32 protein-coding genes are annotated in these 26,725 nt (G+C 63.1%); 20 read left to right on the plus strand and 12 right to left on the minus strand.

Annotated elements, in window-relative coordinates:
• Nucleotides 1-39: 39 nt before the first annotated feature.
• The gene (locus ACFOKF_RS02820; RefSeq protein WP_380792920.1) at nucleotides 40-1,215 is read right to left on the minus strand and encodes a nucleoside hydrolase; all 1,176 of its coding nucleotides are present in this window, start codon (nucleotides 1,213-1,215) and stop codon (nucleotides 40-42) included.
• 59 nt (nucleotides 1,216-1,274) lie between these two features.
• Here ACFOKF_RS02820 and pip point away from each other — a divergent pair, with 59 nt between their 5' ends.
• Entirely contained in the window at nucleotides 1,275-2,219 is a 945-nt protein-coding gene (gene pip / locus ACFOKF_RS02825) for a prolyl aminopeptidase (protein WP_380792923.1), read from the plus strand.
• A gap of 2 nt (nucleotides 2,220-2,221) precedes the next feature.
• A complete protein-coding gene (locus ACFOKF_RS02830; RefSeq protein WP_380792926.1) occupies nucleotides 2,222-2,545 on the plus strand; it encodes a hypothetical protein in 324 nt (107 codons plus the stop codon).
• Nucleotides 2,546-2,554: 9 nt separating this feature from the next.
• On the opposite strand, the gene ACFOKF_RS02835 is transcribed toward ACFOKF_RS02830, so the two are convergent.
• From ACFOKF_RS02835 to uvrB, 4 genes are read right to left on the minus strand one after another with little or no spacing between them, the layout of a single operon-like run.
• Nucleotides 2,555-2,875: a HigA family addiction module antitoxin gene (locus tag ACFOKF_RS02835; protein WP_380792929.1), complete on the minus strand. Its 321-nt coding sequence runs from the start codon at nucleotides 2,873-2,875 to the stop codon at nucleotides 2,555-2,557.
• A complete protein-coding gene (locus tag ACFOKF_RS02840) occupies nucleotides 2,847-3,131 on the minus strand; it encodes a type II toxin-antitoxin system RelE/ParE family toxin (RefSeq protein ID WP_380792932.1) in 285 nt (94 codons plus the stop codon). The genes ACFOKF_RS02835 and ACFOKF_RS02840 overlap by 29 nt, the downstream gene beginning before the upstream one ends.
• A complete protein-coding gene (locus tag ACFOKF_RS02845) occupies nucleotides 3,128-3,577 on the minus strand; it encodes a hypothetical protein (RefSeq protein WP_380792935.1) in 450 nt (149 codons plus the stop codon). The genes ACFOKF_RS02840 and ACFOKF_RS02845 overlap by 4 nt, the downstream gene beginning before the upstream one ends.
• Before the next feature lie 57 nt (nucleotides 3,578-3,634).
• Nucleotides 3,635-5,818 (minus strand): excinuclease ABC subunit UvrB, encoded by a 2,184-nt coding sequence (gene uvrB, locus ACFOKF_RS02850; RefSeq protein WP_380792937.1) that lies wholly within the window; start codon nucleotides 5,816-5,818, stop codon nucleotides 3,635-3,637.
• 152 nt (nucleotides 5,819-5,970) lie between these two features.
• Between uvrB and ACFOKF_RS02855 the strand changes: the two genes are divergently transcribed.
• From ACFOKF_RS02855 to ACFOKF_RS02865, 3 genes are all read left to right on the plus strand, one after another.
• Nucleotides 5,971-6,525: a DUF3617 domain-containing protein gene (locus tag ACFOKF_RS02855; RefSeq protein ID WP_380792939.1), complete on the plus strand. Its 555-nt coding sequence runs from the start codon at nucleotides 5,971-5,973 to the stop codon at nucleotides 6,523-6,525.
• A complete protein-coding gene (locus ACFOKF_RS02860; protein ID WP_380792942.1) occupies nucleotides 6,522-7,442 on the plus strand; it encodes a hypothetical protein in 921 nt (306 codons plus the stop codon). The genes ACFOKF_RS02855 and ACFOKF_RS02860 overlap by 4 nt, the downstream gene beginning before the upstream one ends.
• A gap of 503 nt (nucleotides 7,443-7,945) precedes the next feature.
• A complete protein-coding gene (locus tag ACFOKF_RS02865) occupies nucleotides 7,946-8,461 on the plus strand; it encodes a DUF3617 domain-containing protein (RefSeq protein ID WP_380792945.1) in 516 nt (171 codons plus the stop codon).
• 6 nt (nucleotides 8,462-8,467) lie between these two features.
• Here ACFOKF_RS02865 and ACFOKF_RS02870 read toward each other — a convergent pair whose 3' ends face one another.
• Nucleotides 8,468-9,685, minus strand: coding sequence for an MBL fold metallo-hydrolase (locus tag ACFOKF_RS02870; RefSeq protein ID WP_380792948.1), 1,218 nt, complete (start codon nucleotides 9,683-9,685; stop codon nucleotides 8,468-8,470).
• Nucleotides 9,686-9,842: 157 nt separating this feature from the next.
• Here ACFOKF_RS02870 and ACFOKF_RS02875 point away from each other — a divergent pair, with 157 nt between their 5' ends.
• From ACFOKF_RS02875 to ACFOKF_RS02890, 4 genes are all read left to right on the plus strand, one after another.
• Nucleotides 9,843-10,088: a hypothetical protein gene (locus tag ACFOKF_RS02875; protein ID WP_380792949.1), complete on the plus strand. Its 246-nt coding sequence runs from the start codon at nucleotides 9,843-9,845 to the stop codon at nucleotides 10,086-10,088.
• 81 nt (nucleotides 10,089-10,169) lie between these two features.
• Nucleotides 10,170-11,228 (plus strand): DUF3667 domain-containing protein, encoded by a 1,059-nt coding sequence (locus ACFOKF_RS02880; protein WP_380792951.1) that lies wholly within the window; start codon nucleotides 10,170-10,172, stop codon nucleotides 11,226-11,228.
• A gap of 30 nt (nucleotides 11,229-11,258) precedes the next feature.
• Nucleotides 11,259-12,176, plus strand: a complete 918-nt coding sequence (locus tag ACFOKF_RS02885) for a DMT family transporter (protein ID WP_380792954.1) — start codon at nucleotides 11,259-11,261, stop codon at nucleotides 12,174-12,176.
• A 107-nt stretch (nucleotides 12,177-12,283) separates the two neighbouring features.
• Nucleotides 12,284-13,645 carry a methyl-accepting chemotaxis protein gene (locus ACFOKF_RS02890; protein WP_380792957.1) on the plus strand — a complete coding sequence of 454 codons (1,362 nt, stop codon included), beginning with the start codon at nucleotides 12,284-12,286 and terminating at the stop codon, nucleotides 13,643-13,645.
• A gap of 231 nt (nucleotides 13,646-13,876) precedes the next feature.
• On the opposite strand, the gene ACFOKF_RS02895 is transcribed toward ACFOKF_RS02890, so the two are convergent.
• The 4 genes from ACFOKF_RS02895 to ACFOKF_RS02910 all read right to left on the minus strand — a co-directional run bounded on the left by ACFOKF_RS02895 (nucleotide 13,877) and on the right by ACFOKF_RS02910 (nucleotide 17,544).
• A complete protein-coding gene (locus ACFOKF_RS02895) occupies nucleotides 13,877-15,397 on the minus strand; it encodes a fumarate hydratase (RefSeq protein ID WP_380792959.1) in 1,521 nt (506 codons plus the stop codon).
• 96 nt (nucleotides 15,398-15,493) lie between these two features.
• Nucleotides 15,494-16,654, minus strand: coding sequence for a hypothetical protein (locus ACFOKF_RS02900; protein ID WP_380792961.1), 1,161 nt, complete (start codon nucleotides 16,652-16,654; stop codon nucleotides 15,494-15,496).
• Complete coding sequence (locus ACFOKF_RS02905; RefSeq protein ID WP_380792964.1) at nucleotides 16,641-16,832, minus strand: hypothetical protein; 192 nt, start codon at nucleotides 16,830-16,832, stop codon at nucleotides 16,641-16,643. The genes ACFOKF_RS02900 and ACFOKF_RS02905 overlap by 14 nt, the downstream gene beginning before the upstream one ends.
• A 64-nt stretch (nucleotides 16,833-16,896) precedes the next feature.
• Complete coding sequence (locus ACFOKF_RS02910) at nucleotides 16,897-17,544, minus strand: glutathione S-transferase family protein (RefSeq protein ID WP_380792966.1); 648 nt, start codon at nucleotides 17,542-17,544, stop codon at nucleotides 16,897-16,899.
• Between the two features lie 488 nt (nucleotides 17,545-18,032).
• Here ACFOKF_RS02910 and ACFOKF_RS02915 point away from each other — a divergent pair, with 488 nt between their 5' ends.
• From ACFOKF_RS02915 to ACFOKF_RS02945, 7 genes are all read left to right on the plus strand, one after another.
• The gene (locus tag ACFOKF_RS02915; protein WP_380797621.1) at nucleotides 18,033-19,931 is read left to right on the plus strand and encodes a ribonucleoside-diphosphate reductase subunit alpha; all 1,899 of its coding nucleotides are present in this window, start codon (nucleotides 18,033-18,035) and stop codon (nucleotides 19,929-19,931) included.
• A 91-nt stretch (nucleotides 19,932-20,022) separates the two neighbouring features.
• Nucleotides 20,023-20,409, plus strand: coding sequence for an endonuclease domain-containing protein (locus ACFOKF_RS02920; RefSeq protein ID WP_380792968.1), 387 nt, complete (start codon nucleotides 20,023-20,025; stop codon nucleotides 20,407-20,409).
• 5 nt (nucleotides 20,410-20,414) lie between these two features.
• The gene (locus ACFOKF_RS02925; RefSeq protein WP_380792971.1) at nucleotides 20,415-21,464 is read left to right on the plus strand and encodes a ribonucleotide-diphosphate reductase subunit beta; all 1,050 of its coding nucleotides are present in this window, start codon (nucleotides 20,415-20,417) and stop codon (nucleotides 21,462-21,464) included.
• A 74-nt stretch (nucleotides 21,465-21,538) separates the two neighbouring features.
• Nucleotides 21,539-21,781: a DUF4160 domain-containing protein gene (locus ACFOKF_RS02930; RefSeq protein ID WP_380792973.1), complete on the plus strand. Its 243-nt coding sequence runs from the start codon at nucleotides 21,539-21,541 to the stop codon at nucleotides 21,779-21,781.
• A complete protein-coding gene (locus tag ACFOKF_RS02935; RefSeq protein ID WP_380792976.1) occupies nucleotides 21,765-22,019 on the plus strand; it encodes a DUF2442 domain-containing protein in 255 nt (84 codons plus the stop codon). The genes ACFOKF_RS02930 and ACFOKF_RS02935 overlap by 17 nt, the downstream gene beginning before the upstream one ends.
• Before the next feature lie 61 nt (nucleotides 22,020-22,080).
• Nucleotides 22,081-22,272, plus strand: a complete 192-nt coding sequence (locus tag ACFOKF_RS02940; protein WP_380792979.1) for a hypothetical protein — start codon at nucleotides 22,081-22,083, stop codon at nucleotides 22,270-22,272.
• A gap of 481 nt (nucleotides 22,273-22,753) precedes the next feature.
• Nucleotides 22,754-23,341, plus strand: coding sequence for a glycine zipper 2TM domain-containing protein (locus tag ACFOKF_RS02945; RefSeq protein WP_380792981.1), 588 nt, complete (start codon nucleotides 22,754-22,756; stop codon nucleotides 23,339-23,341).
• Between the two features lie 42 nt (nucleotides 23,342-23,383).
• Here the strand turns inward: ACFOKF_RS02945 and ACFOKF_RS02950 are convergent, their stop codons facing one another.
• Nucleotides 23,384-23,902, minus strand: coding sequence for a thermonuclease family protein (locus tag ACFOKF_RS02950; RefSeq protein WP_380792984.1), 519 nt, complete (start codon nucleotides 23,900-23,902; stop codon nucleotides 23,384-23,386).
• Between the two features lie 151 nt (nucleotides 23,903-24,053).
• Between ACFOKF_RS02950 and ACFOKF_RS02955 the strand changes: the two genes are divergently transcribed.
• Nucleotides 24,054-24,470 (plus strand): group II truncated hemoglobin, encoded by a 417-nt coding sequence (locus ACFOKF_RS02955; RefSeq protein ID WP_380792987.1) that lies wholly within the window; start codon nucleotides 24,054-24,056, stop codon nucleotides 24,468-24,470.
• Here ACFOKF_RS02955 and ACFOKF_RS02960 read toward each other — a convergent pair.
• On the minus strand, nucleotides 24,467-24,769 hold the full coding sequence (locus ACFOKF_RS02960; protein ID WP_380792989.1) for a hypothetical protein: 303 nt from the start codon (nucleotides 24,767-24,769) through the stop codon (nucleotides 24,467-24,469). The genes ACFOKF_RS02955 and ACFOKF_RS02960 overlap by 4 nt on opposite strands.
• A gap of 138 nt (nucleotides 24,770-24,907) precedes the next feature.
• Here ACFOKF_RS02960 and ACFOKF_RS02965 point away from each other — a divergent pair, with 138 nt between their 5' ends.
• Genes ACFOKF_RS02965 through ACFOKF_RS02975 form a run of 3 tightly spaced genes read left to right on the plus strand, consistent with a single transcriptional unit; the run spans nucleotide 24,908 to nucleotide 26,694 of the window.
• Complete coding sequence (locus ACFOKF_RS02965) at nucleotides 24,908-25,288, plus strand: RidA family protein (protein ID WP_380792992.1); 381 nt, start codon at nucleotides 24,908-24,910, stop codon at nucleotides 25,286-25,288.
• 6 nt (nucleotides 25,289-25,294) lie between these two features.
• Nucleotides 25,295-25,654, plus strand: a complete 360-nt coding sequence (locus ACFOKF_RS02970; protein ID WP_298401944.1) for an ArsC family reductase — start codon at nucleotides 25,295-25,297, stop codon at nucleotides 25,652-25,654.
• Complete coding sequence (locus ACFOKF_RS02975; protein ID WP_380792995.1) at nucleotides 25,651-26,694, plus strand: glycerophosphodiester phosphodiesterase; 1,044 nt, start codon at nucleotides 25,651-25,653, stop codon at nucleotides 26,692-26,694. Before ACFOKF_RS02970 ends, ACFOKF_RS02975 begins: the two co-directional genes overlap by 4 nt.
• The last annotated feature ends 31 nt before the right edge of the window (nucleotides 26,695-26,725 follow it).

Raw genomic sequence — 26,725 nt, forward strand, 5'->3', positions numbered from 1 at the left:
CTGCAAAGAGGGCGACCATGCGCCTGCCGCAGCGCCGGTTCAACGGCGCGATCTGGTGTCGGTCGATGCTTTGCGGTCGTTGGTCGAAGCGCCGATCGGCCGCTTGTACAGCGCCGCCATCGCCGCCTCCATCTTCGCCCGGTCGACCGACAGGATCACCCGCTGCGCCTGTTCGCCCAGATGCGGGCGATAGGCCTCCGTCCAGGACAGTGTATCGCCATAGGCCGCGGTCTGGCTCGTTTCGAAATCGATCCACAATGTCTCGTCCTTCGTCACGATTTCGGGGTTCAGCCACGCCATCGCGACGATTTCGTCCCACATCGGAAATCCGGGGGCAAGGCCGGTCTGGAACAGGTCGGTCAGCGGTGTATGGGCGGGTTTCAGTCCATCCAGAAATTCCCGCGTCCATTGCGTGCCGGTGGATGGATCGACCGGGATCATGGTGATTTTCTTCCAGGGTGCATGGGCGAAGATCTTCGCGGCCTCAGGATCCCAGCGGATATTGAACTCGCGCCGGGGCGAATTGACGAATTCGCGCGCAAACTGCTCGGCCGACGCGCCCTGCAATGTCTGATGCGGCGCCAGGCTGCCGCCCATATAGACGATTTCCTTCACATTGGCGGCGAAGCTGGGGTCCAGGCTCTGGGCGATGGCGACATTGGTCATGGGGCCGGTAGCGAACAAAGTGATCTGCCCCGGATGCGCCTTCACCATCCGCACCATGAAGGCGGCGGCGATCTCCGCGCTGGGCTTGCTGGTCGGGTTGCCGATCGGCAAATCCGGCACCTTGGTCGGGTCGGTCGATCCGGGATGATCCTGAATCGTGTCGCCCGGCCAGTAATCGGTCCACGGCCCCTTGAACACCAGCCGGCCATATTGCCCCTCCCAGCGCTTCGTCGCCTCCGCGCTGTTGAGCAGGGGGAAGGTTGCGCCCGGCACCACCGGCACATCGGTCCGCCCCAATATCTCCAGCGTGCGCAGGGCATAGGCGGTGGCGGTGTCGCGCCACACCGATCCGCTGGTCGTGGTGATGCCCAGCACCTCCACATCCGGGCTTTGCAGCAGCAGCAACGGCACCCCGTTCAGCCCGATCATGTCATCGTCCACGATCACCAGTCGCTTGGCCGCCACGGGCGTGGGCAATGGCGCGGCCGGTTTCGCGCCCACATCCTGCGCGCCCGTCACCAGCGCCAGCGCGCCCATTATCGCCATCATCCATCGCATGTCCGCGCACCCCCATTTCGCTTCGCGCCGCCGCCTGTTAGGACGGGTCCATGCGCAGCCTCTATCCGCCGATCACCCCCTACGCCACTGGTCATCTTGACGTAGGCGATGGCCACAGTCTCTATTGGGAACGCGCCGGCACGCCCGGCGCCAAGCCCGCCATCTTCCTGCATGGCGGGCCGGGCGGGGGCATTTCGCCCGATCATCGCCGGCTGTTCGATCCCGCGCGTTATGACGTGCTGTTGTTCGATCAGCGCGGCTGCGGCCGATCGACCCCGCATGCCCATCTGGACGCCAACACCACATGGCACCTCGTCGCCGATATTGAGCGGCTGCGCGAGATGGCGGGCGTGGACAAGTGGCTGGTCTTCGGCGGCAGCTGGGGATCGACACTGGCGCTGGCCTATGCCCAGACCCATGTGGATCGGGTGGCGCAACTGGTGCTGCGGGGCATCTTCACCATCCGCAAGCAGGAGATTGACTGGTATTATCAACAGGGCGCCAGCCGCATCTATCCCGACAAATGGGAACGCTTCGTCGCGCCCATTCCGGAGGCCGAGCGTAGCGACATGGTCGGCGCCTATCGCCGCATCCTGACCGGCGACGATCGCGCCGCCCGGATCGCCGCCGCCCGCGCCTGGAGCGTGTGGGAAGGGGAAACGATCCGCCTGCTGCCCGATCCCGCGCTGTCCGCCACCCATGATGCGGATGATTTCGCGCTCGCCTTCGCCAGAATCGAAAATCATTATTTCGTCCATGGCGGCTGGCTGGAGGATGGCCAGCTGATCCGCGACGCGGGCAAGTTGCGCGACATTCCCGGCGTCATCGTGCAGGGCCGTTATGACATGGCCTGCCCGGCGGAAACCGCATGGGCGCTGCATCGTTCATGGCCGCAGGCGCGCTTCGAGATGATCGAGGGCGCGGGCCACGCCTATAATGAACCGGGCATATTGGACGCGCTCATCCGCGCGACGGACGGATTTGCAGGAGAATGACGATGCGGACTTTCCTCATGCTGGCCCCGGTGCTGCTGCTGGCTTCCTGCGGCGGCGGTGAAAGCGACACCCCCGCCCCCCGCGTCGACCAGCCCGACGCCGGCGCCGCCGCGCAGGTGGCGAAGCTGGACCCGGACCTGCGCAACGGCGTGCTGGAAAAGGCGATCAAGGCGTCCGGCGGCGCCTGTCCTTCGGTCACGGGATCAGAGCGCGCCGAAATCCGACCGGGCGTGAAGGGCTGGAAGGCGCAATGCAATAATGACAGCGCCCACCTGATCGAAATCCTCCCCGACGGCACCGCCAAGGTCACGAGCCGGACTTATTGAGGGCAGGCGTCAGGCGGCGCGCGGAACGATGCGATCCAGTTCCCCGTTCAGCGCGCGCTTGGCTTCCAGCAGTTGATAGTCAATCTGGAGGCCTAGGAAAAAACCTTCCGATATGCGGAAATAACGCGCCAGTCGCAGGTCCAGTTCGCCGTCCATCGGCCGGTCGCCATCTATCACGGCCTGCACGCGATCGGCAGGCAAGCCGATCGCGGTCGCCAGTTCCGCCGCCGTCATCTCCAGGGGTTCCATGAACTCCAGCCACAGCATTTCGCCAGCATGGGCGTTGTGCAGCCAGTCGGGGTTATCGGTAGTGGTTGGTGATTTCGACATTGTGCGCGTGTCCGTCTTTCCAGACGAAGCATATACGCCATTGCATATTGATGGAAATTGAATGTTGTTCGGCGCGGTCGCCGCTCAGCGCATGAAGGCGATTGCTTGGCGGATTGCGCAGGTCGTCCAGAGTGCGGGCGCGGTTGAGCAGCTTCAATTTATACAATGCGCGATCCTGCATGTCCGACGGCAGCTTGCGGCTGCGCTCGCCATGCCATATTTTCTCGGTTTCGGGATCGGCGAAAGAGCGGATCACTGGTTTTCACCGGCAATAGAATCCAGTTTCCGCCAAAATGTGTCGACAGGTCTACGTGCCTCCCAGAAGCGTAGTCCGTTAACATTATTGCCGGTGATGGCGCGCGCCGCGGCGGAAGGACTGGAATGCTCTTGCCCGCCCTCATCAAGCCATATGCCTCCTTCTATTCGAGCCCGAAACTCCTCTCCTTTATATCGTGCGCGCAGCCCTGTGCCGTCTGGCAAGACAAGGCCGCGTGAGTAAAATTCACCCATCATGCGGCGAAAGCTGCGGTTCACGCTATTGAGCGGCTCGCTATCTTCAAGACCGGCTTCGGCATTTCGATCAGGTTCCGTTGGCGAATCGAGCGCTAATAGCTCTCTTATCACGTCATCAAAGCTGTGGCCTTCATAGCGCAACTTGTTGGTTAGCGCTTTGAAAACATCTAGGCTGACATCAATGTGCATGGCGATCTCACGATATTGCGAGATCGACAATAGCACTAATTGGACTATAGTGGAATGCTATCTTCCAAATTTCCGCGTCGTCTTCCCGAACCGCCCCTTCCTTGTCCCCGGCTTCCCCTCGGTTGCACGGCCCCTAGGCGCAGCCACCTGCTGCTCATGCGGCAATCCCAGTTCCTCGGCCTCCAGCTTGCGGATTTCGTCACGAATGCGCCCGGCTTCCTCAAACTCCAGGTCAGCCGCCGCCGCGCGCATCTTCTTTTCCAGATCCTCGATATAGGCGCGCAGATTATGGCCCACCAGATGCGGCCGGTCCTCCAGTCCCGTCTCGACCGTGACCTGATCCTTGCTCGCCACATGGGCGATGATGTCGCCGATATTCTTCTTTACGGTGAAAGGCGTGATGCCATGCTCGTCATTATAGGCTTGCTGCTTCTCCCGCCGCCGCGACGTTTCGTTGAGCGCCCGCTCCATCGACCCGGTAATCCGGTCGGCATAAAGGATCACGCGCCCTTCCACATTGCGCGCCGCGCGGCCGATCGTCTGGATCAGCGATGTTTCGGACCGCAGAAAGCCTTCCTTGTCCGCGTCCAATATCGCCACCAGCCCGCATTCGGGAATATCCAGCCCCTCGCGCAGCAGGTTGATGCCGATCAGCACGTCATAGACGCCCAGGCGAAGATCGCGGATCAGCTCGATACGCTCCAGCGTCTCGACGTCGCTGTGCATGTAGCGGACCTTGATCCCCGCCTCATGCATGAATTCGGTCAGATCCTCAGCCATCCGCTTGGTGAGCGTGGTGACGAGCGTGCGATATCCCTGCGCCGCGACCTTGCGGCATTCGTTGATCAGGTCGTCGACCTGGTCCTCCACCGGCTTGATCTCGACCGGCGGGTCGATCAGCCCCGTAGGCCGGATCACCTGTTCGCTGAACACGCCGCCGGTCTGCTCCATCTCCCACGGGCCGGGGGTGGCGGAAACGCTGACCGTCTGCGGCCGCATCGCGTCCCATTCGTTGAAGCGCAGCGGCCGGTTGTCGATGCAGGACGGCAAACGGAACCCATATTCGGCCAGCGTGATCTTGCGCCGGTGGTCCCCGCGCGCCATCGCGCCGATCTGCGGCACGGTCTGGTGGCTTTCATCCACGAACAGCACCGCATTTTCAGGCAGATATTCGAACAAAGTCGGCGGCGGCTCGCCCGGCAGACGCCCGGTCAGGAAGCGGCTGTAATTTTCGATCCCGGCGCAACTGCCGGTCGCCGCGATCATCTCCAGATCGAAATTGGTCCGCTGCTCCAGCCGCTGCGCCTCCAGCAGCTTGCCCTCGCCCTCCAGTTCCTTCAGCCGCTCGGTCAGTTCATGGCGGATCGCCTCCATCGCCTGTTTCAGCGTCGGACCGGGTGTGACGTGGTGGCTGTTGGGAAACACCTTCACATAATCGAGGCTGGCGACCTTCCTGCCGGAAAGCGGATCGAACTCGACAATCTCCTCAATCTCGTTGCCGAAGAAGCTGATGCGCCAGGCCGTGTCCTCATAATGGGACGGGAAAATCTCCAGATTGTCCCCCTTCACGCGGAAATTGCCGCGCGCAAAGCCCGCATCATTGCGCTTATATTGAAGCGCCACCAGCTTGCGGATGATCTCCCGCTGGTCCTCGATCCCGCCCTTCTTCATGGCAAAGGTCATGGCCGAATAGGTCTCGACCGATCCGATGCCATAGAGGCAGGAGACGGACGCCACGATGATCACATCGTCCCGCTCCAGCAGCGCGCGGGTGGCCGAATGGCGCATCCGGTCGATGCTCTCGTTTACGCTCGACTCCTTCTCGATATAGGTGTCCGACCGCGCGACATAGGCTTCGGGCTGATAATAGTCGTAATAGCTGACGAAATATTCGACCGCATTGTCGGGGAAGAAGCTCTTGAACTCCCCATAAAGCTGCGCCGCGAGAATCTTGTTCGGCGCCAGGATCAGCGCCGGCCGCTGCAAAGCCTCGATCGTCTTGGCCATGGTGAAGGTCTTGCCGGAGCCGGTGACGCCCAGCAGCACCTGATCCTTCTCGCCCTCTTTTGCGGCCGCCACCAGTTCGGCGATCGCCGTCGGCTGGTCGCCCGACGGCTGATATTCGCTGACCAGCGTGAAAGGCCGGCCGCCCTCGCTCTTTTCGGGGCGTGCGGGGCGATGCGGCACGAAGGCGTCGCCGGTTTCCGGTTCATCGAGCGTGGTGCGGATCTGAATCGACATGGGCGCAATATGGGGGCTTTGACAGGGGACGCAATCTTTCAGGGATATAGAATATCCAAAGGAACAAAAAAAGAACAACTATCCTATGTCATTGAACCTGCGTGTAACGGCGTTATGGTTCTGCGTGGGGGGCGGAAACAGGGAGGATGATCATGCGCGCGACATTGCTGATGCTGGCGCTTCTGACGGCGGGACTTGCCGCCTGCAACGACAAGCCTGGCGAGAAAGCCGGAGAGATCGCCGCGACCGACGCCATGAGCAAGGCGGAGGTGAAGGCGCAGGTCGATAAGGTGCAGCTCAAGCCCGGCCAGTGGGAAGGGCGCTTCACCGTGCAGGACATCGACATGCCCCAGGCCCCGGCCGGCATGAAGGATCAGATGAAGAGCATGATGAACCAGACGTCGCTCAAATATTGCGTGACGCCCGAACAGGCCGCCAATCCCAGCGGCGAGATGTTCGCCGGGCAGGAGAATAAGAACTGCACCTATGGCGGGTTCGAGGCGAAGGACGGCGCGGTAAAGGGGCAGGTGTCGTGCAAGTCGCAGGGCGGCACGATGAACGCCGTCATGTCGGGCACCTATGCGCCCGAACATTATGCCATGGATATGGACATGAAGATGGCGGGCGGCCCCAATGGCATGACCATGGCGATGACCGCCCGTTCGGAAGGCAAGTGGATTGGCGACAGCTGCACGGAGGACAAATGATGCGCTTTCCTTCTGTTGTTGCGCTGGCGCTGACCGCTTGCGCCGTGCCTATGCCGGTTCTGGCCCAGTCGGCTGGCGAGGACGACATGATCGTGGTCCAGGGGCAGCGGCTGACGCGGGAGGAGGTGCGGGCGAAGGCCAATGATTTCGTCCGCAAGCTGGGCGTGGTGAAAAGCCAGCGCAGCGTCGCCCGCTGGGTGGCGAACATATGCCCCCGGGTGAAGGGCCTGTCGCCCGACCATGCCCGCATCGTCACCGATCAGCTGCGCGCCACGATGAAGGCGATGGGCGCGCCGGTGGCGGAAAAGGACTGTGACACCAATTTCCTTGTCGCCTTCGTCGGCGACGGCAGGGAAATGGTGTCGATGATTCAGGCCAAACAGCCCATCGGTCTGGCGCAGGTGGAAGGGCCTGATCGTCGCGCCCTGCTGGAAAGCGAGGCGCCGATCCGCTGGTGGTATTCGATCCGCTTCGGTTCGGGCGATGGCGGTGCGGTCGCCACGGCTCCTCCACCGGGGGCCGGCGGCAATAGCGAAGGTGGCACGCCTGTGCTGCCCGATGGGGTGCCGATCGGCGGGTCTTTCGCGCCCAGCCTGGTCCGCACGCAGGCGATCCGCACCATTGCCGCTGCGACCGTCATCATCGACGTCAACCGGGCGGAGGGCATATCGCTTACTGCCGCCACTCAATATGCGGCCTTTGTCGGGCTGGCCGAAGTGCGCGGTCGGGCGCTGCCGGAGGTGCCGTCCATCCTGAACCTGTTTTCGCCGCAAGACAGGGCCAGCGACCTGACCGACTGGGACCGGCGCTTTCTGGTCGAACTCTATGACCTGCCGCTCAATCGGTTCGGCCGGGTGCAGCGCGGGCAGCTGGTCAGGGCGCTGGTCGACGACGATGGAAGCGAAACTGCCGATTGATCCGCCGGCCGCCTGCTGGCTGTGCGGTCGGCCGCTAGTGGCCCGAATCTGAAGTTCGCCACGTTACCCGGTAAGGCTGAGCGAACTTCAGCTTCATTAGGGCCACTAGCAATTATATGATTCTAGTGTGGTTTCTGGATTTGAAATACGCTCACCACTTTGCCGCAAAATGTAGCGTATTTCAAATTCACCACACTAGGGCGGCGGGTGGAATGGCATCATCCGCTGCCCAAAAGCCGGGGTGGCCGTACCGTGGAGCCGCTCCATCCGATCTGCCACCGCACCATTCATGCGACGCTGACCAATGCGCAGCTGGCGCGCGGCTTTACCGATGCGGACGCGCTGCGCGCCCAGCCTGACCTCGCGCATTTCCTCGCCTGGATCTCGAACAAGCCGCCGGACTTCCACGCCCCCCACCCGCCGGCGTCGCTGATTTACGCTTGCGCTTTGCCGCCTGCCGGTAGACCGTCGCGCGGTTGGACGAGAAAAGCAGGGGAGAGGCTATGCGAAAGACGATATATGCGGCGGCATTGATGGCGCCCCTGCTGCTTGCCGGCTGCGGCAGCGATCAGGCGCCCGCGCCGAAAGCGGAGGAAGCGCCGGTGCTGATGCAGGCCGGGCAATGGGCGCTGACCCGCAAGACCACCGGCTTCAACACGTCCACCGTCACCCCGGCCGAATATCAGGCCGCGCTCAAGCAGGTGAGCGACGACAAACTATGCGTCGCGATCGACAAGGATGGCATGCCCGATGCCGATGCTCTGGCGGGCGCGGAAGGCACGGCCTGCATTTATAAGGACAAGATGGCGCGCAAGGGCCGGCTGATCGCCACACTGGCCTGCACGGCGGGCGCGGGCACGTCGGAAATCACGGTAGAGGGCAATTATACCGCCGACACGCTGACCCTGGGCACCACCATGACGAAGACGCAGGACGGCAAGCCCGTGCTGCGCACCACCCATGACCTCACCGGCACGCGGACCGGCGATTGCCCGGCGGGGGGCAAGCCAGCGGCTTGACCGCCTTTATTCCAGCGCGCGGATCGCCCGTTCGTCGCAGCTTTTGCGGCCGATGGGGACGGGGCTGAAGCCCGGCACCAGCAGCGACTGGCCGATCCGCAGCGGGGCGAAGCGCCGGCGCTCTATCCCTGCGCAGCGCAGGGCCAGCTCCAGCATCCGGGGCGGCGTATCCCATTGTTCGTAGGACAGGCGGAACGTGCCCCAATGGATGGGAATGGCGGTCGATGCGCCCAGCCGTCGGAACACCTCCACCGCCTGCACCGGGCCTATATGCGCGTCCGACTGCATCTGTCCCTTCCAGAATCGGAAGGCGCCGATCGGGATCAGCGCCAGCCGGATGGGGCCATAGCGCCGCGCCTCGATCGGCCAGCCCATGTCGCCTGCGCCGGTATCGCCGGCAAAGAAGATGTTGCCTGCCCGCGTCTCGATCACGAAACTGGACCAGAGGGCGCGGTTGCGATCGGTGCCCCAGCGACTGCCCCAATGATGGTTGCGGGTCACATGCACCTGATAATCGGGGCAATGTTCATAATTGCCGCACTGGATGACGGCATGGGGGGCCAGGCCGTTCAGGGCCGCGCCGCTGACCGACTGGCCCCAGTCCAGCGCGGTCGCCGGGATGCCCTGCGCCTTCAATATCGCGTCATTGCCCAGGCTGGTGACGATCTTCGGCCGGTCGCGCTCCCAAAGTCTTTTCAGCGTGGGCAAATCCATATGGTCATAATGATTGTGGCTCAGCACGATCAGGTCGATTTTGGGCAGATCGTCGAACCTTATGCCCGGCTGCGCCACCCGCTTTGGTCCCAAGGGTGGCAACGGGCTGGCATAGTCGGACCAGATCGGGTCGGTCAGGATGTTGAGGCCCGCCGCCTGCACCAGCACGGTCGCATGGCCGACCCAGGTCGCCACCATGCCGCGCGGCGCGGCGAAGGGGGCGGGGCGCGCAGGCTTGACCGCGATCGCGACGGGCCATGGCGGCCGGTCGTCATGGCCCAGCAGCCAGCGGGCGATGAAGCCCTGTCGGCTGGCGCCCGGCGGCGCAGGCAGATCGATCACCCCGTCGGGATTGAAGAAATGCGCGCCGTCATAATGGCGGCTGACCGGCCCCTGATAATAGATGCGGTCCAGAAAGGGCGGAATGATCGTGACCGCCAGACACAGCGCAACGATCAGGAACAGCAGAGCGATCCCTGCGCCTCTGGCGATGCTGACAAGACGACCCATGTTGCTCCCCCAAGGCGATGCCTGTGCGACATAGCGTGGAACGGTGCGGCGGCAAGAGGCGGAAAAACTGCCTGATCTCGATCAAACTCCCCATTTGCGCAGGAACTGGCCCTGATCATCGGCATTGTTCAGCACATCCTCATGCCGGAGCCGCGCCATGTCCTTCACGCAACTCGACCCGCCTTTGCCCATCCATGTCGAAGGGAAAGGAAAGGGCTATGCCTTTGCCGTCATCGATTATGGACAGGAACATAATCTGATCTGGGTGACGGGGCTCAGCGATTCGGGGGAAATCTGGTGCGCGCCCAATCCACTGGTGCGGCTGGAAAATAACTGGACCATGGGCCGCAAGGCGGTATCCGATATGCCCGAACGCATGATGCGGCTGGCCGGCGGCGCCTGATTAGCAAACGCGCGGCGATGATCCGGTGTGCTGCGAAAGCTGTCTGGCAAGCGTCATACAGCTTTGTTATCCTGCCTCCCCATGACGGGGGAACTGGACGCGGCGGGAGACGCCATTACGGGAGCGATGCTGGCGCGCGCGGTGGAGGCGGGCCATGGCGAATCGCATGGTGCGGGGCATGGCGCCTGCCTCAATTGCGGGGCTGCGGTATCGGACAATTATTGCGCCCATTGCGGGCAGGCGGCGCATATCCACCGCAGCTTCGCCGCGATCGGGCATGATCTGGCGCATGGTGTACTGCATTTCGAAGGCAAGATCTGGACGACCCTGCCCGAACTGGCGATCCGGCCGGGCACGCTGACGCGGCGCTACATCCATGGCGAGCGGGCGAAATTCGTGTCGCCCTTCGCCCTGTTCCTTTTTTCCGCCTTCCTCATGTACGCGATCTTTTCGCTCACCAGCCACAGCGGCACGACCGCTGCGGTCAACGGCGTAAAGATGGATGCGGGCGCGCAGGCCGAACTGCGCAAGGAACAGGACAAGGCCGACGCCCATATTCGGGAGATTGAGGCGAAGCTGAAAGCGCCCGGCCTGTCGGCGGCGCGCAGGGAGGCGCTGACCGAAAATCTGACCGACGCCCGCGCGGAGCGCAAGGCGCTGACGCTGGCGGGCGACCTCACCGATTCGCTGGTGGGCGAAGGGATGAATGGCGGCATCGCCAAGACGGTGGGCAAGGCGGTGAGCGCGGCGGCGGAAAATCCCGAATTCGCTTATTATAAGCTCAAGGCCAACGCCTATAAATTCTCCTGGGCGCTGATCCTCATTTCGCTGCCCTTCCTGTGGCTGCTCTTCCCCTTCAGCCGTCGCTACAAGATGTATGATCATGCGATCTACGTCACTTACTCGATCGCCTTCATGTCGCTGCTCTTTTCGTTCTCGATGCTGCTGACCGCCGTGCATGTCACCAGCGGACTGGTGACGCTGGGGCTGCTGCTGTTCGCTGCCTGGCACATGTATCGCCAGTTCAAGGATGCCTATGCCCTGTCGCGCACGGGCGCGATGCTGCGCCTGCCCTTGCTCTACGGCTTTGCCTGCGTGTCGCTGTCGCTCTTCTTCACCTTCCTGGTGATGATGGGGTGACGCGGCGGACCCGCCCTGTATAGGGCGAGCATGATCACATCCCCCCTCTGGCTGCCCGCCACGCTGATGGCCGGCGCGACTCAGGCATGGCGCACCGCCGTCCAGCGCCGGGTCAGCCACAGCCTGTCGATCAACGCCGCCGGGCTGGTCCGCTATCTCTACGGCATCCCGTTCGCGCTGCTGCTGCTCGGCGGCTATCGCCTGCTCTTTCCCGCGCCCATGCCGGGCATCGGATCGCGCTTCCTGCTCTTCTGCCTCGCAGGCGGGCTGGCGCAGATCATCGCCACCAACTTGCTGATCATGGCGTTCCAGCACCGCAATTTCGTGGTCGGCACCGCTTATTCCAAGACGGAAGCGGTGCAGGGGGCGGTCCTGTCCTTCCTGCTGCTGGGCGAACGGCTTTCGCCGCTGGCATGGGCCGGCATCGGCTGCGGCGTCATCGGCGTCATGATCCTGTCGACCGGCGGCAAAAGGATGGGACCGACCGATTTCCTGCGCGCGCTGGCCCAGCCCGCCGCGATCACCGGCATCGCGTCGGGATTCTTCTTCGCGCTGACGGCGATCGGCATCCGCCGCGCCACGCAGGAGGTCGGCGGCGATGACCGCATTGTGGCCGCGCTCATCGTGCTGGCGACGACGGTGCTTTTGCAGACGCTGATTCAAGGCGCCTGGCTGATTCTGCGCGAACCGGGGCAGATGCGCGCGGTGCTGGCCAGTTGGCGCGTGTCGGGGCAGGTCGGGCTGCTTTCTGCACTTGGGTCCGCCTGCTGGTTCACCGGTTTCGCCACCGCGCCGGTCGCTCTGGTGCGGATCGTCGGCCAGATCGAGGTCGCCTTCACCATGGCGTTCGGCCATTTTTACCTTAGGGAAAGGATGCGGCGCAGCGAAGCTGTGGGACTTTTGCTGGTGGTCAGCGGCGTGGCGCTGGCCTTGATGGGCGCGCTTTAACCCCTGTTTTCGGCCCACCGCAACGCTAACCCTTCCTTTACCATGGCGCGATAGCCATGGGATTCGTGGGAAACGAAGCGACATCGCAATCCGTCGAAAGAGCGGTCATGAAGGTTGCCAGACTGTCTGGCGACCTGGGCATCCGTACGCTCGATCTGCAAGCCGACATCAGCGAACTGGCCGATCGCGTCACGCAACAGGCGCATACGATCGAGGCGATCAGCGGCGCGGCAGCGCAACTATCGCGCGACGGCGACAGCGTGTCGCAGGCCGGGCAGGAGGCGCGTGAGAAGGCGATCGCCGCCCGCGCCATCATCGATGATTCCGGGCGTCAGCTTTCCGCCGCCAACAGCAATTTCGTCGACCTCATCGAACAGGTCAGCCGCATCCATGCGCGGCTCGACGGTTTTGGCGAAGCGCTCAAGACCGTCGCCCATGTCACCAGCGTCATCAGCGGCATCGCCAGCCAGACCAATCTGCTCGCGCTCAACGCTACGATCGAGGCGGCGCGCGCGGGTGACGCCGGGCGCGGCTTTGCAGTCGTCGCATCCGAAGTGAAGAAGCTGGCGCAGGAAACCGCAGCTGCCACCCACACGATCGAACAGTCGATCGGCGCGCTCACGGGCGAAGCGGGCGGCATGCTGGACAGCATCACCCATGGCGCGCAGACCGCGCGCACCGCGCTCAACGACACCAAGAATATCGAAGCGCTGGTCGATCGGCTGAGCGCGCTGATGCACGGCCTGTCGGGCAATAGCGAAGCGGTGGCGTGCCGCATCGCCTCCATGGTCGGATCGGCCGGGGAAATCCGCACCGGCCTGTCGGCGCTGGCCAATACCTCCACCGACAATGCCGACGGCCTGCAACGCCTGTCCGGCCGCGTCACCACCGCCAGCGAAGACGCCAACGAACTGCTGCAATATCTGGCGGAAAGCGGCGTCGACATTCCCGATTCGCCCTATATCCGCTTCAGCCTGGACAGCGCCGAACGGGTGAGCCAGGCGATCGAACGGGCGATCGATGCCGGCGACATCAGCGAAGCGGACGTGTTCGGCGAATATTATGCGCCGGTCCCCGGCTCCAACCCGCCGCTCTTCACCCATCCGGTGCAGGCTGCGATGTTGCCGACTGCGCGCGCGCAGCAGGAAAAGGCGCGTAGCTTTGCCGGCCTGTTCGGCATGACCTTCACCGACCGCAACGCCTTTGGGGCGATCGCCATGCCCGAACGCGCCCAGCCGCAGCGGCCCGGCGACGTCAACTGGAACCTGGAACATTCGCGTGAAGGCGTGATTTTCGACTTTCCCGATACGCGCGAGCAGGCGAAAATTACCAAGCCCTTCTGCATCAAGGCGTATCGCCGCCTGACCGCCGAGGGGGAGGTTATCCTGCTGAAACAGGTGATTGCGTCGATCCATGTAAAGGGCCGACACTGGGGCATCCTGCAAATGGCCTATCGCGATCAGGGATAAGCGCTATCGCGCGCGCGATACAAACGACTTTATTTTGATCCGTTCGTTTCGAGCGAAGTCGAGAAACGCAGCCACCGCGCTCCCCGCTTCTCGACTTCGCTCGAAGCGAACGGGCATTTCCAATCAATCACTGTCATCCGCTCTAAGGCGCTGTGTCACCCGATCCGGCGCATCCTGACCATCACGGGCTGCCTACACCCTCCCCACCATGCGATGGGGAGGGCGTGATGATCATGCGCCTTCGAGCAGCTTTTCCCGCTTGATCTTTTCCTGCCACACCAGCGGGGCGAGGCGGTGGACATTCTGTCCTTCGCTGTCGACCGCAACGGTGACGGGCATGTCCTCCACGGTAAATTCGTAGATGGCTTCCATGCTCAGATCCTCAAAGCCCACAACCTTGGCTTCCTTGATCGCGCGCGCGACGAGGTAGGCCGCGCCGCCGACCGCCATCAGATAGGCGCTCTTGTGCTTGGCGATGCTGTCGGTTGCGGCCGGGCCGCGCTCGGCCTTGCCGACGCAGGCGGCCAGACCCTGTTCCAGCATCATGTCCATGAACTTGTCCATGCGCGTGGCGGTCGTCGGGCCAGCCGGGCCGACCACTTCGTCGCGCACCGGATCGACCGGGCCGACATAGTAAATCACGCGACCCTTGAAATCGACCGGCAGTTCCTCGCCCTTGGCCAGCATGTCGGCGATCCGCTTGTGCGCGGCGTCGCGCCCGGTCAGCATCTTGCCATTGAGCAGCAGGCGGTCGCCATGCTTCCAGCCCTGCACTTGTTCCGGGGTCAGCGCGTCCAGATCGACGCGGATCGCTTCCTTGCTCGGCTTCCAGTCGACCTGCGGCCATTCGGACAGCTTGGGCGTTTCCAGATAGGCCGGACCCGACCCGTCCAGCGTGAAATGCGCATGGCGGGTCGCAGCGCAGTTCGGGATCATCGCCACCGGCTTGCCCGCCGCATGGCAGGGATAGTCGTGGATCTTGATATCCAGCACGGTGGCAAGCCCGCCCAGGCCCTGCGCGCCGATGCCCAGCGCATTGACCTTGTCGAACAATTCGATGCGCAGTTCCTCGATCTTGTTCTGCGGCCCGCGTGCCTTGAGTTCCCCCATGTCGATCGGGTCCATCAGGCTTTCCTTGGCCAGCGCCACCGCCTTTTCCGCGGTGCCGCCGATGCCGATGCCCAGCATGCCCGGCGGGCACCAGCCGGCGCCCATCTGCGGCACCATCTCCAGCACCCAGTCGACGATCGAATCGCTGGGGTTCATCATCTTGAACTTGGTCTTGTTCTCGCTGCCGCCGCCCTTGGCCGCGACGTCGATGATCACCTTGTTGCCCGGCACCATTTCCACGTTCAGCACGCAAGGCGTGTTGTCCTTGGTATTCTGTCGGCTGAAAGCGGGGTCTTTCAGGATCGACGCGCGCAGGCGGTTTTCGGGGTTCAGATACGCCTTGCGCACGCCTTCATCGATGATGTCCTGCATCGAGCGGCTGTTATCGTCCAGCCGGCACTCCATGCCCCACTTCACGAACACGTTGACGATGCCGGTGTCCTGGCAGATCGGCCGGTGGCCTTCGGCGCACATGCGGCTGTTGGTCAGGATCTGGGCGATGGCGTCCTTGGCCGCCGGATTGGCTTCGGCCTCATAGGCGGTGCCCAATGCCCGGATATAATCCATCGGATGATAGTAACTGATGAACTGGAGCGCGTCGGCGACGCTCTCGATGAGGTCGGCGGTCTTGATGACGGTCATCTACCCTGGTCCCTATATTGCGGCCCGCCTCTGCACGGCGGGTCCCTGCAAGGGCGGGCTATAGGCCTTTGAGGCGATGAGTCCAGTCGTCAGCGGTCAGGCCATCGCCAGCGCGTGAATCTGGCGTCCCACCGCCATGATGCGGCGTCGGCCATGATCGCCCGCCAGCGCCAGATGATGGTCGGTCGGTATGGCGAGTTCCGGCAGGACCATGCCGTTCGACCCTAGCAGCGCATCAAATTCGTCGATGAAGGGCAAGTCGCGTCGCGCGCAGACATCTGCGATCAGCGCATTGGTGTAACGCGCCAGCGCCATGCGCTCGACAATGTCGGGATGCTCCAGCGCCGCCAGCGATTGCTGGAGCGCCCTGGCGTCATCCTCCGCATTCAGGAAGGCGATATGCGCGTTGATATAGCCCTTCTGGATCGTCTCGTCGGACAAAGTGGGCGGGAAAATGCCCATGACGATCATGCGGCCCCGGCAATATTGCCGGCATTCGTCCAGAAATTGACCGTAGCGTTCGATGGATTGCGCAATGAAGCTGCGGGCGGCGGCGCCGTCATAGTGGCGCACGCCCTCACGGATGCGCTTCATGTCGAACACGAATTCCACGTCGACCTGCCCGAACTTGAACAGCACCGGCCGGTGGAGCAGCGCCATGCCCAGCGCGGACAGGCGCTGGAAGATCAGGCCGCGATAATCGGCGCGCGGATTGGGATTGGCCAGGCCGCGGGCTGACCCGCCCGAACACAGGATCGGGGCTGGCACCATGCCGGCCGCCAGCATTGGCCAGGGCTGATTGAGGAAAGCGGTATGGCTGTCGCCGATCACCAGCATCGGCAGGGCGTCGTCGCGGGGGGCGAGCAACTGGACCAGTCCTGCAAAACTTTCCGGCGTCCGGCAGTTGGTCAGCACCTTCAGCGTCAGCGTCTGCATGCCGATCTGCATGATGTAGCGCATCCACCCCGCCTGCGGGTTGCTCATGCAGCTTTGCCGCATGGCGTCGAGATGCGCGAAGGACGCCAGCCGGTTTTCGCGCCAGCCATGCATGGCGAAATGTCTGGTCGCGGTTTCAGTCGAGACGACCGCCATGTCGCTGTAGCGCGCCTGATAGGCCGCGACATCGAAGCCATGGCGCTGGATGAAAGCGATCGCGTCTTGCGGCGCAGGCGATTCCGGCAGGTTCAGGGCAAAGCGCCCGTCCGGCGCCAGCAATGACAGGCGGTTGGCCTGCGCATGGATATTATCGGGGGACATAGGTGCCTCCATGGCGGGCGAAATCGGTCAGCGCGGCGTCGGGGCTTAGGTTGGACAGGTCGGGATTGCGCCGGGCATAGGTGGCGCTGTCAAAACCATGGCGCAGCGGAAACGCCCGCAGGTCGTCCGGCGGTGGATATTCAGGCATGGATGCCTGATCATGTTCGCTGTCAGCCATATGCCCCTGTTCCCCGCATCTGCTTAAACGGGCGGGAGCGACGCGGGCAAGCCCCTAACCGCCTCTAATCGTTCTGCGCAAACGGAAACATAGGCCACCAGGGCTGCTTTTCCTCCAGCACCCGGGCAAAGCTGGGCCGCGCCTCAATCCGGTCGAGATAGGTGCCCAGCACCGGATAGTCGGCGCGCATCGGCATGATCTTGTCGGCGTAGAATAAGGCGGGCGCGGCGGCGCAGTCCGCCAGGGTCAGGCTGTCGCCCGCCGCCCAGCGCCGCCCCGCCAGCCGCGCGTCGAGCAGGGCATAGGCCCGCGCCAGCAGATCCTGCGCCGTGCTGACGCCATGGGGATCGCGCGCGTCGGGCGGGCGCAGCCGGTCGCCCACCATCGTCTGCATCGGCGTCATCACATAATTGTCGCACAGCCGGTCGATCAGCCGCACCTCCAGCGCCGCGTCGGGATCGGCGGGGATCGGGCGGAACGTCCCCGGCTCATGCAGCGCGAGATATTCGATGATGATGCTGGCTTCCCCCACCGTGGCGTTGCGGGCCGGGTCATGCAGCACGGGAAAGCGGGCGATCGGCCATAGCTGCGTCCATTCCGCCGCCGCCTCCGCCCCGTCCAGCATCCGCCGTTCGAACGGAATGCCATTTTCATACAGGGCGATCAGCACCTTCCAGCAATAGGAGGAAAGGGGGTGGTAGTAGAGAATCATCGCGCTCTCCCATGGACCCGCAACCTGTTGTGTCCCGCCGGAATCAGACACCCACGCTTTTGCGTGGCAAGCCTCAATTTATTTTTTCTTTGCGCATGCCCTCTTGCCTTTTGCGGGGGCTAGGAAAGTCCGCGCGTCGCTCCCGGTCTGGCCGTTCGGGCGGGCGGGACGGGCGACGAATGGAGTCGTCAGATTGTCATTTACCCTCTTGCGCCTGAACTACGCTATGGCACTATCCCTTGTATCGGGTTAACGGGGGGACACCCAACAGATTGTGATCGCATCGCCGGACTATTTTCCGGCGCAAGGGCGCTTTTGCCCATGTGATCCGGTCGGTTGGGGCCTCTTCCGTCCCCGGCACGGTCCGGTTCATGTGCAGGATGCGCGGCTTTCCGCGACCCGCTTGACCGAATCGAACGGAACGGGAACATTCGGGGGCTCGCATGGATTTTAGAGATAGTGGACAAGGTGGCGACGTGGCGACTGTGATGGACGATCTGTTGGAAGAGGCGAAGGCGAGCGTGCAGGCTCAGCCCGAACCCGCGCAGGACAAGGCTGAAACCATGACATCATCGACCGTGCTGGCGCACCGTTTCCCGGTCGTGACCGATGCGTCGCGCGACGCGCTGCTGACGGAATTTGGCAAGGAAACGCTGAACGACCGCTATCTGCTGCCCGGCGAATCCTATCAGGATCTGTTCGCGCGCGTCGCCGCCGCCTATTCCGACAATGCGGACCATGCCCAGCGCGTCTACGACTATATCTCGAAACTCTGGTTCATGCCCGCCACGCCGGTCCTGTCGAACGGCGGCACCGGACGCGGCCTGCCGATCAGCTGCTATCTGAACAGCGTCGACGACAGCCTGGAAGGCATCGTCAACACCTGGAACGAAAATGTCTGGCTCGCCTCGCGCGGCGGCGGCATCGGCACCTATTGGGGCGCGGTGCGCGGCATTGGCGAGCCTGTCGGCCTCAACGGCAAGACCAGCGGCATCATCCCCTTCGTCCGCGTGATGGACAGCCTCACCCTCGCGATCAGCCAGGGCAGCCTGCGTCGCGGATCGGCCGCCTGCTATCTCGACGTGTCGCACCCGGAAATCGAGGAGTTCCTCGAAATCCGCAAGACGTCGGGCGACTTCAACCGCAAGGCGCTGAACCTGCACCATGGCGTGCTGCTGACCGACGAGTTCATGGAGGCCGTGCGCGACGGCGCGGAATTCAACCTGCGCAGCCCGAAGGATCAGTCGGTGCGCGGCACCGTCAACGCCCGCGCCTTGTTCCAGAAGCTGGTCGAAGTGCGTCTGGCCACGGGTGAGCCGTACATCGTCTTCTCCGACACGGTGAACCGCATGATGCCCAAGCATCATCGCGACCTGAACCTGAAGGTGTCGACGTCGAACCTCTGTTCGGAAATCACCCTGCCGACCGGCACCGATCATCTGGGCAACGACCGCACGGCCGTCTGCTGCCTGTCGTCGATGAACCTGGAAACCTGGGACGAATGGAAGGATCACCCGACCTTCGCGGAAGACATCATGCGCTTCCTCGACAATGTGCTTCAGGACTATATCGATCGCGCCCCGCCGGAAATGGCCCGCGCCAAGTATAGCGCCAGCCGCGAACGCTCGGTCGGCCTTGGCGTCATGGGCTTCCACAGCTTCCTTCAGGCGCGCTCCATCCCGTTCGAAGGCGCCATGGCCAAATCGTGGAACTTGCGCATCTTCAAGCATATCAATGCCAAGGTGAACGAAGCGTCGATGCTGCTGGCGCAGGAGCGTGGTCCGTGCCCCGACGCCGCTGACATGGGCGTGATGGAACGCTTCAGCTGCAAGATGGCGATTGCGCCCACCGCGTCGATCTCCATCATCTGCGGCGGCGCATCGGCCTGTATCGAACCGATCCCGGCGAACATCTACACGCACAAGACCCTGTCGGGCAGCTTCGCGGTCAAGAATCCGTACCTCGAAAAGCTGCTGGTGGCCAAAGCCAAGGACAGCAGCGCCGTGTGGAACTCGATCCTGGAGCGCGGCGGCAGCGTCCAGCATCTCGACTTCCTGACCCAGGAAGAAAAGGATGTGTACAAGACCAGCTTCGAAATCGACCAGCGCTGGCTGCTCGAACTCGCGGCCGATCGCACCCCCTATATCGATCAGGCGCAGTCGCTGAACCTGTTCATCCCGGCGGATGTCGAAAAATGGGATCTGCTCATGCTCCACTTCCGCGCCTGGGAACTGGGCATCAAGTCGCTCTATTATCTGCGCTCCAAGTCGGTCCAGCGCGCCGGCTTTGCGGGCAGCGGCGGCGTGGAAGCCGACAACACGATCGACGCCCCCAAGTTCGAAATCGGCGAGACCACCGACTATGACGAGTGCCTCGCCTGTCAGTGATGTAACCTCCTCTCCCCTTGTGGGAGAGGAAGGGGCCTGCGCCGCGCAGCGGCGTGGGAAGGTGAGGGGGAAAGCCCCGAACCCGACGACAGTGCGTGCCCGCGAATTGCGCCGCGCCGCAACTGACGCAGAAAAGCGCCTCTGGGCGCTGCTCCGCCAAAGATTGCCCGCCGCAAAGTTTCGCCGTCAGGTGCCGCTCGGCCCCTATTTTGCTGATTTCGCGTCACATGCCGGCCGCTTGATATTGGAAATTGATGGCGGCCAGCATGATGAAGCGACGGATGCGGACCGCACGGCCTTTCTAAACGGGGAAGGCTATCATGTGATCCGCTTCTGGAACCATGATGTGATGCAGAATCCTGAAGGTGTGCTGGCGACCATCGCCGCAGCCTTCACCCCTCACCCTCCCGTCGCTGACGCGACGGGCCCCTCCCTCTCCCACAAGGGGAGAGGGGTTGGAACAGATCGCTCGGAGTAACCCACATGCCCCTTCTTCAAGCCAGCAAGGTCTACAAGCCCTTCGAATATCCCTGGGCCTATGAATTCTGGAAGCGCCAGCAGCAGCTTCACTGGCTGCCCGAAGAAGTGCCGCTGGGCGAGGATTGCCGTGACTGGGCGCAGAAGCTGTCCGACCATGAACGCAACCTGCTGACCCAGATTTTCCGCTTCTTCACCCAAGCCGACGTGGAAGTGCAGGATTGCTACCACGAAAAATATGGCCGCGTGTTCAAGCCGACCGAAATCAAGATGATGCTGACCGCGTTCAGCAACATGGAAACGGTCCACATTGCCGCCTACTCGCATCTGCTCGACACAATCGGCATGCCCGAAAGCGAATATTCGGCCTTCCTCCAATATAAGGAGATGAAGGACAAGCATGACTATCTGGCCCAGTTCGGCGTCGACACGGACGAGGATATTGCCAAGACGCTGGCCATGTTCGGCGGCTTCACCGAAGGCTTGCAGCTCTTCGCTTCCTTCGCGATGCTGATGAACTTCCCGCGCTTCAACAAGATGAAGGGCATGGGCCAGATCGTCACCTGGTCGGTCCGCGACGAAACGCTCCATTGCGAAGGCATCATCAAGCTGTTCCACAGCTTCGTGAAGGAACGCGACTGCCTGACCGCCTCGGTCAAGGACGACATCATGGACATGTGCCAGAAGACCGTCCGCATCGAAGACGCCTTCGTCGACCTTGTCTTCGAAATGGGTCCGGTCCCTGGCATGACGCCCAAGGACATCAAGAAATATGTCCGCTACATCGCCGACTGGCGCCTGGGTCAGCTGGGCCTCAAGCCCATCTACATGATCGACGAGCATCCGCTGCCCTGGCTGACCCCGCTGCTCAACGGCGTGGAGCATGCCAACTTCTTCGAAACCCGCGCGACCGAATATAGCAAGGGCGCGACCCGCGGCCAGTGGAACGACGTCTGGGACGCCTTCGATCGCCGCCAGAAGATCAAGGGCGGCGAACCCGCCAACCTCGACGCAGACCCGGACATGTTCAAGGCGGCGGGGATCGCGGCGGAGTAAGATTTCCCAAATTGAATCGGTTGGACCGGCAGGCCATTGCCTGTTCAACCGATCGGAGCGAGCAGGAGTGGGCCGTGCCGGTCATCTTCCGTGTCGATGGCTGCCGGTTCCACTTCTTCGCCAATGAAGGCAATCCGCGCGAGCCAGTGCATATCCATGTCGCCCAGCCCGATGCAGATGCCAAGTCCTGGCTATATCCCGAGGTCGAACTTGCCTACAATCGTGGCTTCGATGCCCGCTGGATAAAGCGGCTTCGAGACATTGTCGTAATGCGGCGCACGGAAATCGAGGACGCTTGGAATGACTTCTTCGCCTAGGCCGACCGATGTTCGCTTCGATGAAGCGCAGATGTGGGTGGATCTGGAAGATGGCCGCACGTTGGGCATTCCCCTCGTCTGGTTCCCGCGCTTGCTGCATGCAACACCCGCGCAGCGCGCCGATTTCTTCCTTAGCCCCAGCGGCCTCCATTGGGAGGAAATAGACGAGGACATCTCAATCGCCGGCCTGCTCGCGGGCAGGGGCGACCAGACCCGCTCGCGCAAGGCCGCCGCCTGAACGGTGCGCTGCGCCGAACCGGGGTGATCCTTCCTTAACCCCGCCGCCCTATCATGCGGCCATGCTCTTCGGCGTCCGTCTCCGCTCACTCTTCACCAGTCGCTGGCTGGCGCTGCTCTGGGCGATATTGGTGATCCTGACCGCGATCCAGTTCGTCGGATCAGGACCGGACAAACCGACCGACGGTGCAAATGCCTCTGCCGCCGACGGCCTGTCCAACGACCAGCGAGACGCCATCGCCAACGCGCTCTGACAGGCCGTTACAGGGATAATATCAGGTCGACCCAACCACCCCGTTCGTTTCGAGCATAGCCGAGAAACGCGCGCGCTGCGCTATCGGCTTCCCGACCCTGGCCTGTCCTATCCGGCACGGCCGACCTAGAGCATTTTCGAAGCAGGTGGCATCACCTGCTGGCTCGGAAAATGCGGAAAACAAAAGAGAAATAGAGCATTATCCGATTCAGTATGAACGGATTATGCTCTATGATTCATGTCACTGTCTTGCCTGCCGATCGACGCGTAAGAATATTACCAGAACCGGACATGAAATGTGCAAACTTGCGGGAAATATGCGAAGTTAAGCCGCGCAAATCCTGTTTTCGTCGTGCGCGCCCGCGCCCTCCTCACGCCTGTCCCCGCGCTGAACGGGCGGTTTTGTTCCGTTCATGCAACATTCTGTAATGCCGTGGGTTCTACCGCCAGCATCACAGTTTATGAGGGAAGGAGCCTCAATCATGAAGTTCGGTTTCAAACAGGCGATCGTCGCCCTGTCGCTCGGCGCGATGAGCCTGACCGGCATCGCCGCCACGTCCGCAATGGCCCAGCCGGGCCGCGACGCGCGCGAACGTCAGCGCGACATTCGCGACGCCCGCAAGGATTATCGCCGCGACGTGCGCGATGCGCGCAAGGATTATCGCCGTGACGTCCGCGAGGCCAATCGCGATTATCGTGACGACCGCCGCGACTGGCGTCAGGACCGCCGCGCCGATAATCGCCGCCCCGGTCGCCCGATATACAGCTATGACTGGAACCGCCCCGATCCGCGCTATGGCCGCCATTATCAGCCCAACCGCTATTATCGCAGCGGCTATGCCCCGATCCGGGTCGATCGCAGCACCCGCATCTATCGCGGTGGCGACAATCGCTATTATTGCCGCCGGTCGGACGGCACCACGGGCCTGATCGTCGGCGCGGCGCTGGGCGGTCTGCTCGGCAACCAGATCGCGCAGGGCCAGTCCAACCTGCTCGGCACGCTGATCGGCGGCGGGGCAGGCGCGCTGCTGGGCCGCGAAATCGATCGTGGCGGGGTCAGCTGCCGCTAAGAGCCTGTTTGAAGATGCGCTCTCGCGCGCATCTTCAAAAAATTAACACCAGGGGTGGCGGCGGCCATCCCATGTCCGGGCCAGTCCTTCGGCGACCAGCTGGTCCCCGATCGACTGGCCTTCGCGCGTCACGACGCGCAGCTTGCGGTCGTAACGATCCGTATCGCGGTCGGCGTTTTCCAGCGAGAAAGGGCCTGCATTCATCAGGGCCTGCAACCGATCGGTGGCCCGCTTGCCCAACGCCCCCTCCGCCGCGCATTCCGGCCCATGGGTTTCGGGCGTATCAATGTCGGCGATCCGGTATTTCACGCTTTGAAACCAGAATGTGTCGCCATCGACCACGCAATTGATCCCGCCGCCTGAATGGCAAAATCCGAAGTCGGCCGACAGCCTATCAGCCGGCGCGCGCTGCTCCGGCACATCGACGCGGGGCAGGTCGAACCGCTCGACCCACAGCGGCCCATACCAGCCGACAAGCAGGCCGATGCAGATGGCATAGACCAGCGCCGGGCCGCTAAAGGCCGGTCGCTTTCGTTGTCTGCCATAGGATTGTTTCGCCATCCCGCCGCTCTAGCGGCCCGCCGGCAAACAGCGGGTTAAAGCGCACCCACTGTTCCACCGATCCGGCGCTTTCCCGATTTGACGCAGGTCAATGCCGCGCCGCGCCGCCCTGCCATGCTCGCCGGGACCATCCGAAACGGAGCCGATCGCCATGAACGCCGCTGCGCCGCCCAGCCCCTATGTCCGCATCGGCGGGGAGCCGGCCGTCCGCGCCGTCGCCAACCGCTTCTACGACCTGATCGATCAGGATCCGGCTTATGCTGAATTGCGCGCCATCCACGCCGCCGATCTCAGCGCCGTGCGTCATGGCCTGACCCGCTTCCTGTGCGGCTGGCTGGGCGGCCCGCGCGACTGGTTCGAACGCGGCCCGTGCATCATGTCGTTGCACCGCGCTTTCCCGATCACGCCGATGCTGGCCGATCAATGGGCGACGGCCATGGCCTGCGCGATCGCCAGTGAGGAGGATTTCGATCCCGCCATCGGCGACGCCATGGCCCAGGCGCTGGGCCATATGGCGCGCGGCATGATCAATTTCGCGCTGGAGGCCGGCGGCAGCGCAGCTGCCTAATCCTCATCCTCCTCGTCGCGCGCGCCATAGCTATCCTCCTCATCGTCCATGGATGGCTCGCCGGCATAGGCGTCCATGTCGATCCGGCCGGATCGGTTCATCGCCTCCATCTTCTCGACCAGATCCTCCGTATCGTCGGGCGTGATCTGCGCCACACTGGCCCGCCCACCGCGTTCGCTGTCTTCCGCCAGATCGGTCGACCGGCCCCGTGCGTCATCGGCCACATCCTGCGCCTGACTGCCGGTCTCGGCCTGTTCGCTATTTTCTTCGATTTCCCGGTCGGGGGTGGGGCGGTCCATCGCGCTTCTCCAATGCTGGGCTGATCCCTGCTCAACGACCTGCATCCCGCCCTGTTCCGGGGAAAAGCGCTGGACAGCCCGCGCCGCAGGGGGCAAAGGCGCGGGCGATCCTTTCGCACTGCAACAGGAATCCCCCTCATGTCCCGCCAGCTCATTTCCTCCGGCTCGCCTTTCGAGGCGCAGGTCGGCTATTCGCGCGCCGTCGTCCAAGGCGACTGGTGCTTCGTCGCCGGCACCACCGGCACCGATCCCGAAACCAAGACCATGCCCGAAGACGTGGTCGAACAGGGCCGCAACGCGCTCAAGGTGATCGGCAAGGCGCTGGAAGACGCCGGCTTCTCCTTCGCCGATGTCGTGCGCGTCACTTATTACATCACCGACGCCGCCTATTGGGATGTGATGGGCGACATTGCCGGGCCGGTCTTCGGCGACATTCGCCCGGCCGCCAGCTGCGTCATCGCCGGCCTCGTCAAGCCGGAGATGAAGATCGAAATCGAAGTCACCGCGTTCAAAGGATAAGCCATCATGATCACCATGTACGGCATCAAGAATTGCGACACGATCAAGAAGGCCCGCAACTGGCTGGACAATGAGCGCGTCGCCTATAATTTCCACGATTATAAGGTCGCCGGCGTCGACAAGGCGAAGCTGGAGGAATGGGTGATGGAACATGGCTGGGAAACCATCCTCAACCGCTCCGGCACCACCTTCAAGGCGCTGGATGCGGGTGACAAGGCGCATATCGATGCGGACAAGGCGATCCTGCTGATGATCACCAACCCCTCCATGATCAAGCGCCCGATCCTCGACACCGGCCGGGGTGAAACCATCGTCGGCTTCAAGGCGACCACCTACGAAAACGCGCTGCAAGGCGTGAAGGCGTGATCGGGCGGGGGCTGGCGCGCATCGGGCTGTTCCTGCTCATGAGCCTCATCCCCCTCCAGATGGTCCGGGCCGAACCGATCCTGATCGCCCATCGCGGCGCCAGCGGCGAACGGCCCGAACATACGCTCGCCAGCTATGAGCGGGCGATCGACCAAGGCGCCGACTATATCGAGCCGGACCTTGTCCTGACGAAGGACGGCGTCCTCGTCGCCCGGCATGAAAATGAGATTGGCGGCACGACCGACGTCGCCGACCATCCCGAATTTGCCGATCGCAAGACGAGCAAGCAGATTGACGGCGTGGAAATGGTCGGCTGGTTTACCGAGGATTTCACCCTCGCCGAACTGCGCACCTTAAGAGCAAGGGAACGGCTCCCTGACCTGCGCCCCGCCAACAAGCGCTTCAACGATCTCTATCTGATCCCGACCTTCGAAGAGATATTGAAGCTGGTCCGCGCCAAGGAAGCGGAAACCGGCCGTCGCATCGGCATCTATCCCGAAACCAAGCATCCCAGCTATTTCGCGAAGATCGGCCTGCCGCACCAGGCGGCGATGCTCGCGCTGCTCAGCCAATATGGCTATGAAAATGCCGACGATCCGGTGTTCATCCAGTCGTTCGAGGTCGGCAATCTGAAAGCCCTGCGCGCCGCCACCCGGCTGCGCCTGATCCAGCTTGTCGATGCGGAAGGTGGGCCTGCCGATCTGCCCGGCACGACCTATGCCGACATGCTGACCGTGCAGGGGCTGGGCGACATTGCCGCCTATGCCGACGGGGTCGGTCCCTCCGCGGCGATGATCCTTGCGCCTGAAGGCCCGACCGCGCTGGTGGGCCGCGCCCATGATGCCGGCTTGCAGGTCCATGTCTGGACGCTGCGGATGGAAAACAGCTTCCTTCCCGCCCAATTCCAGCGACCCGACGACCCGCAGGGCCGCGGCGACTTCACCGGCTATGTGCAGGCGATCGCGGCCACCGGCGTCGATGGCGTCTTCAGCGATTTCCCCGGACAAGCCCGCGCGGCGCTTTCTGCCACGACGCACTGAAAAACTTCTTTCTCCATTGCCCCGCTTGACT

It is taken from the genome of Sphingobium rhizovicinum (assembly GCF_042647625.1).
Classification (GTDB): Bacteria; Pseudomonadota; Alphaproteobacteria; order Sphingomonadales; family Sphingomonadaceae; genus Sphingobium; species Sphingobium rhizovicinum.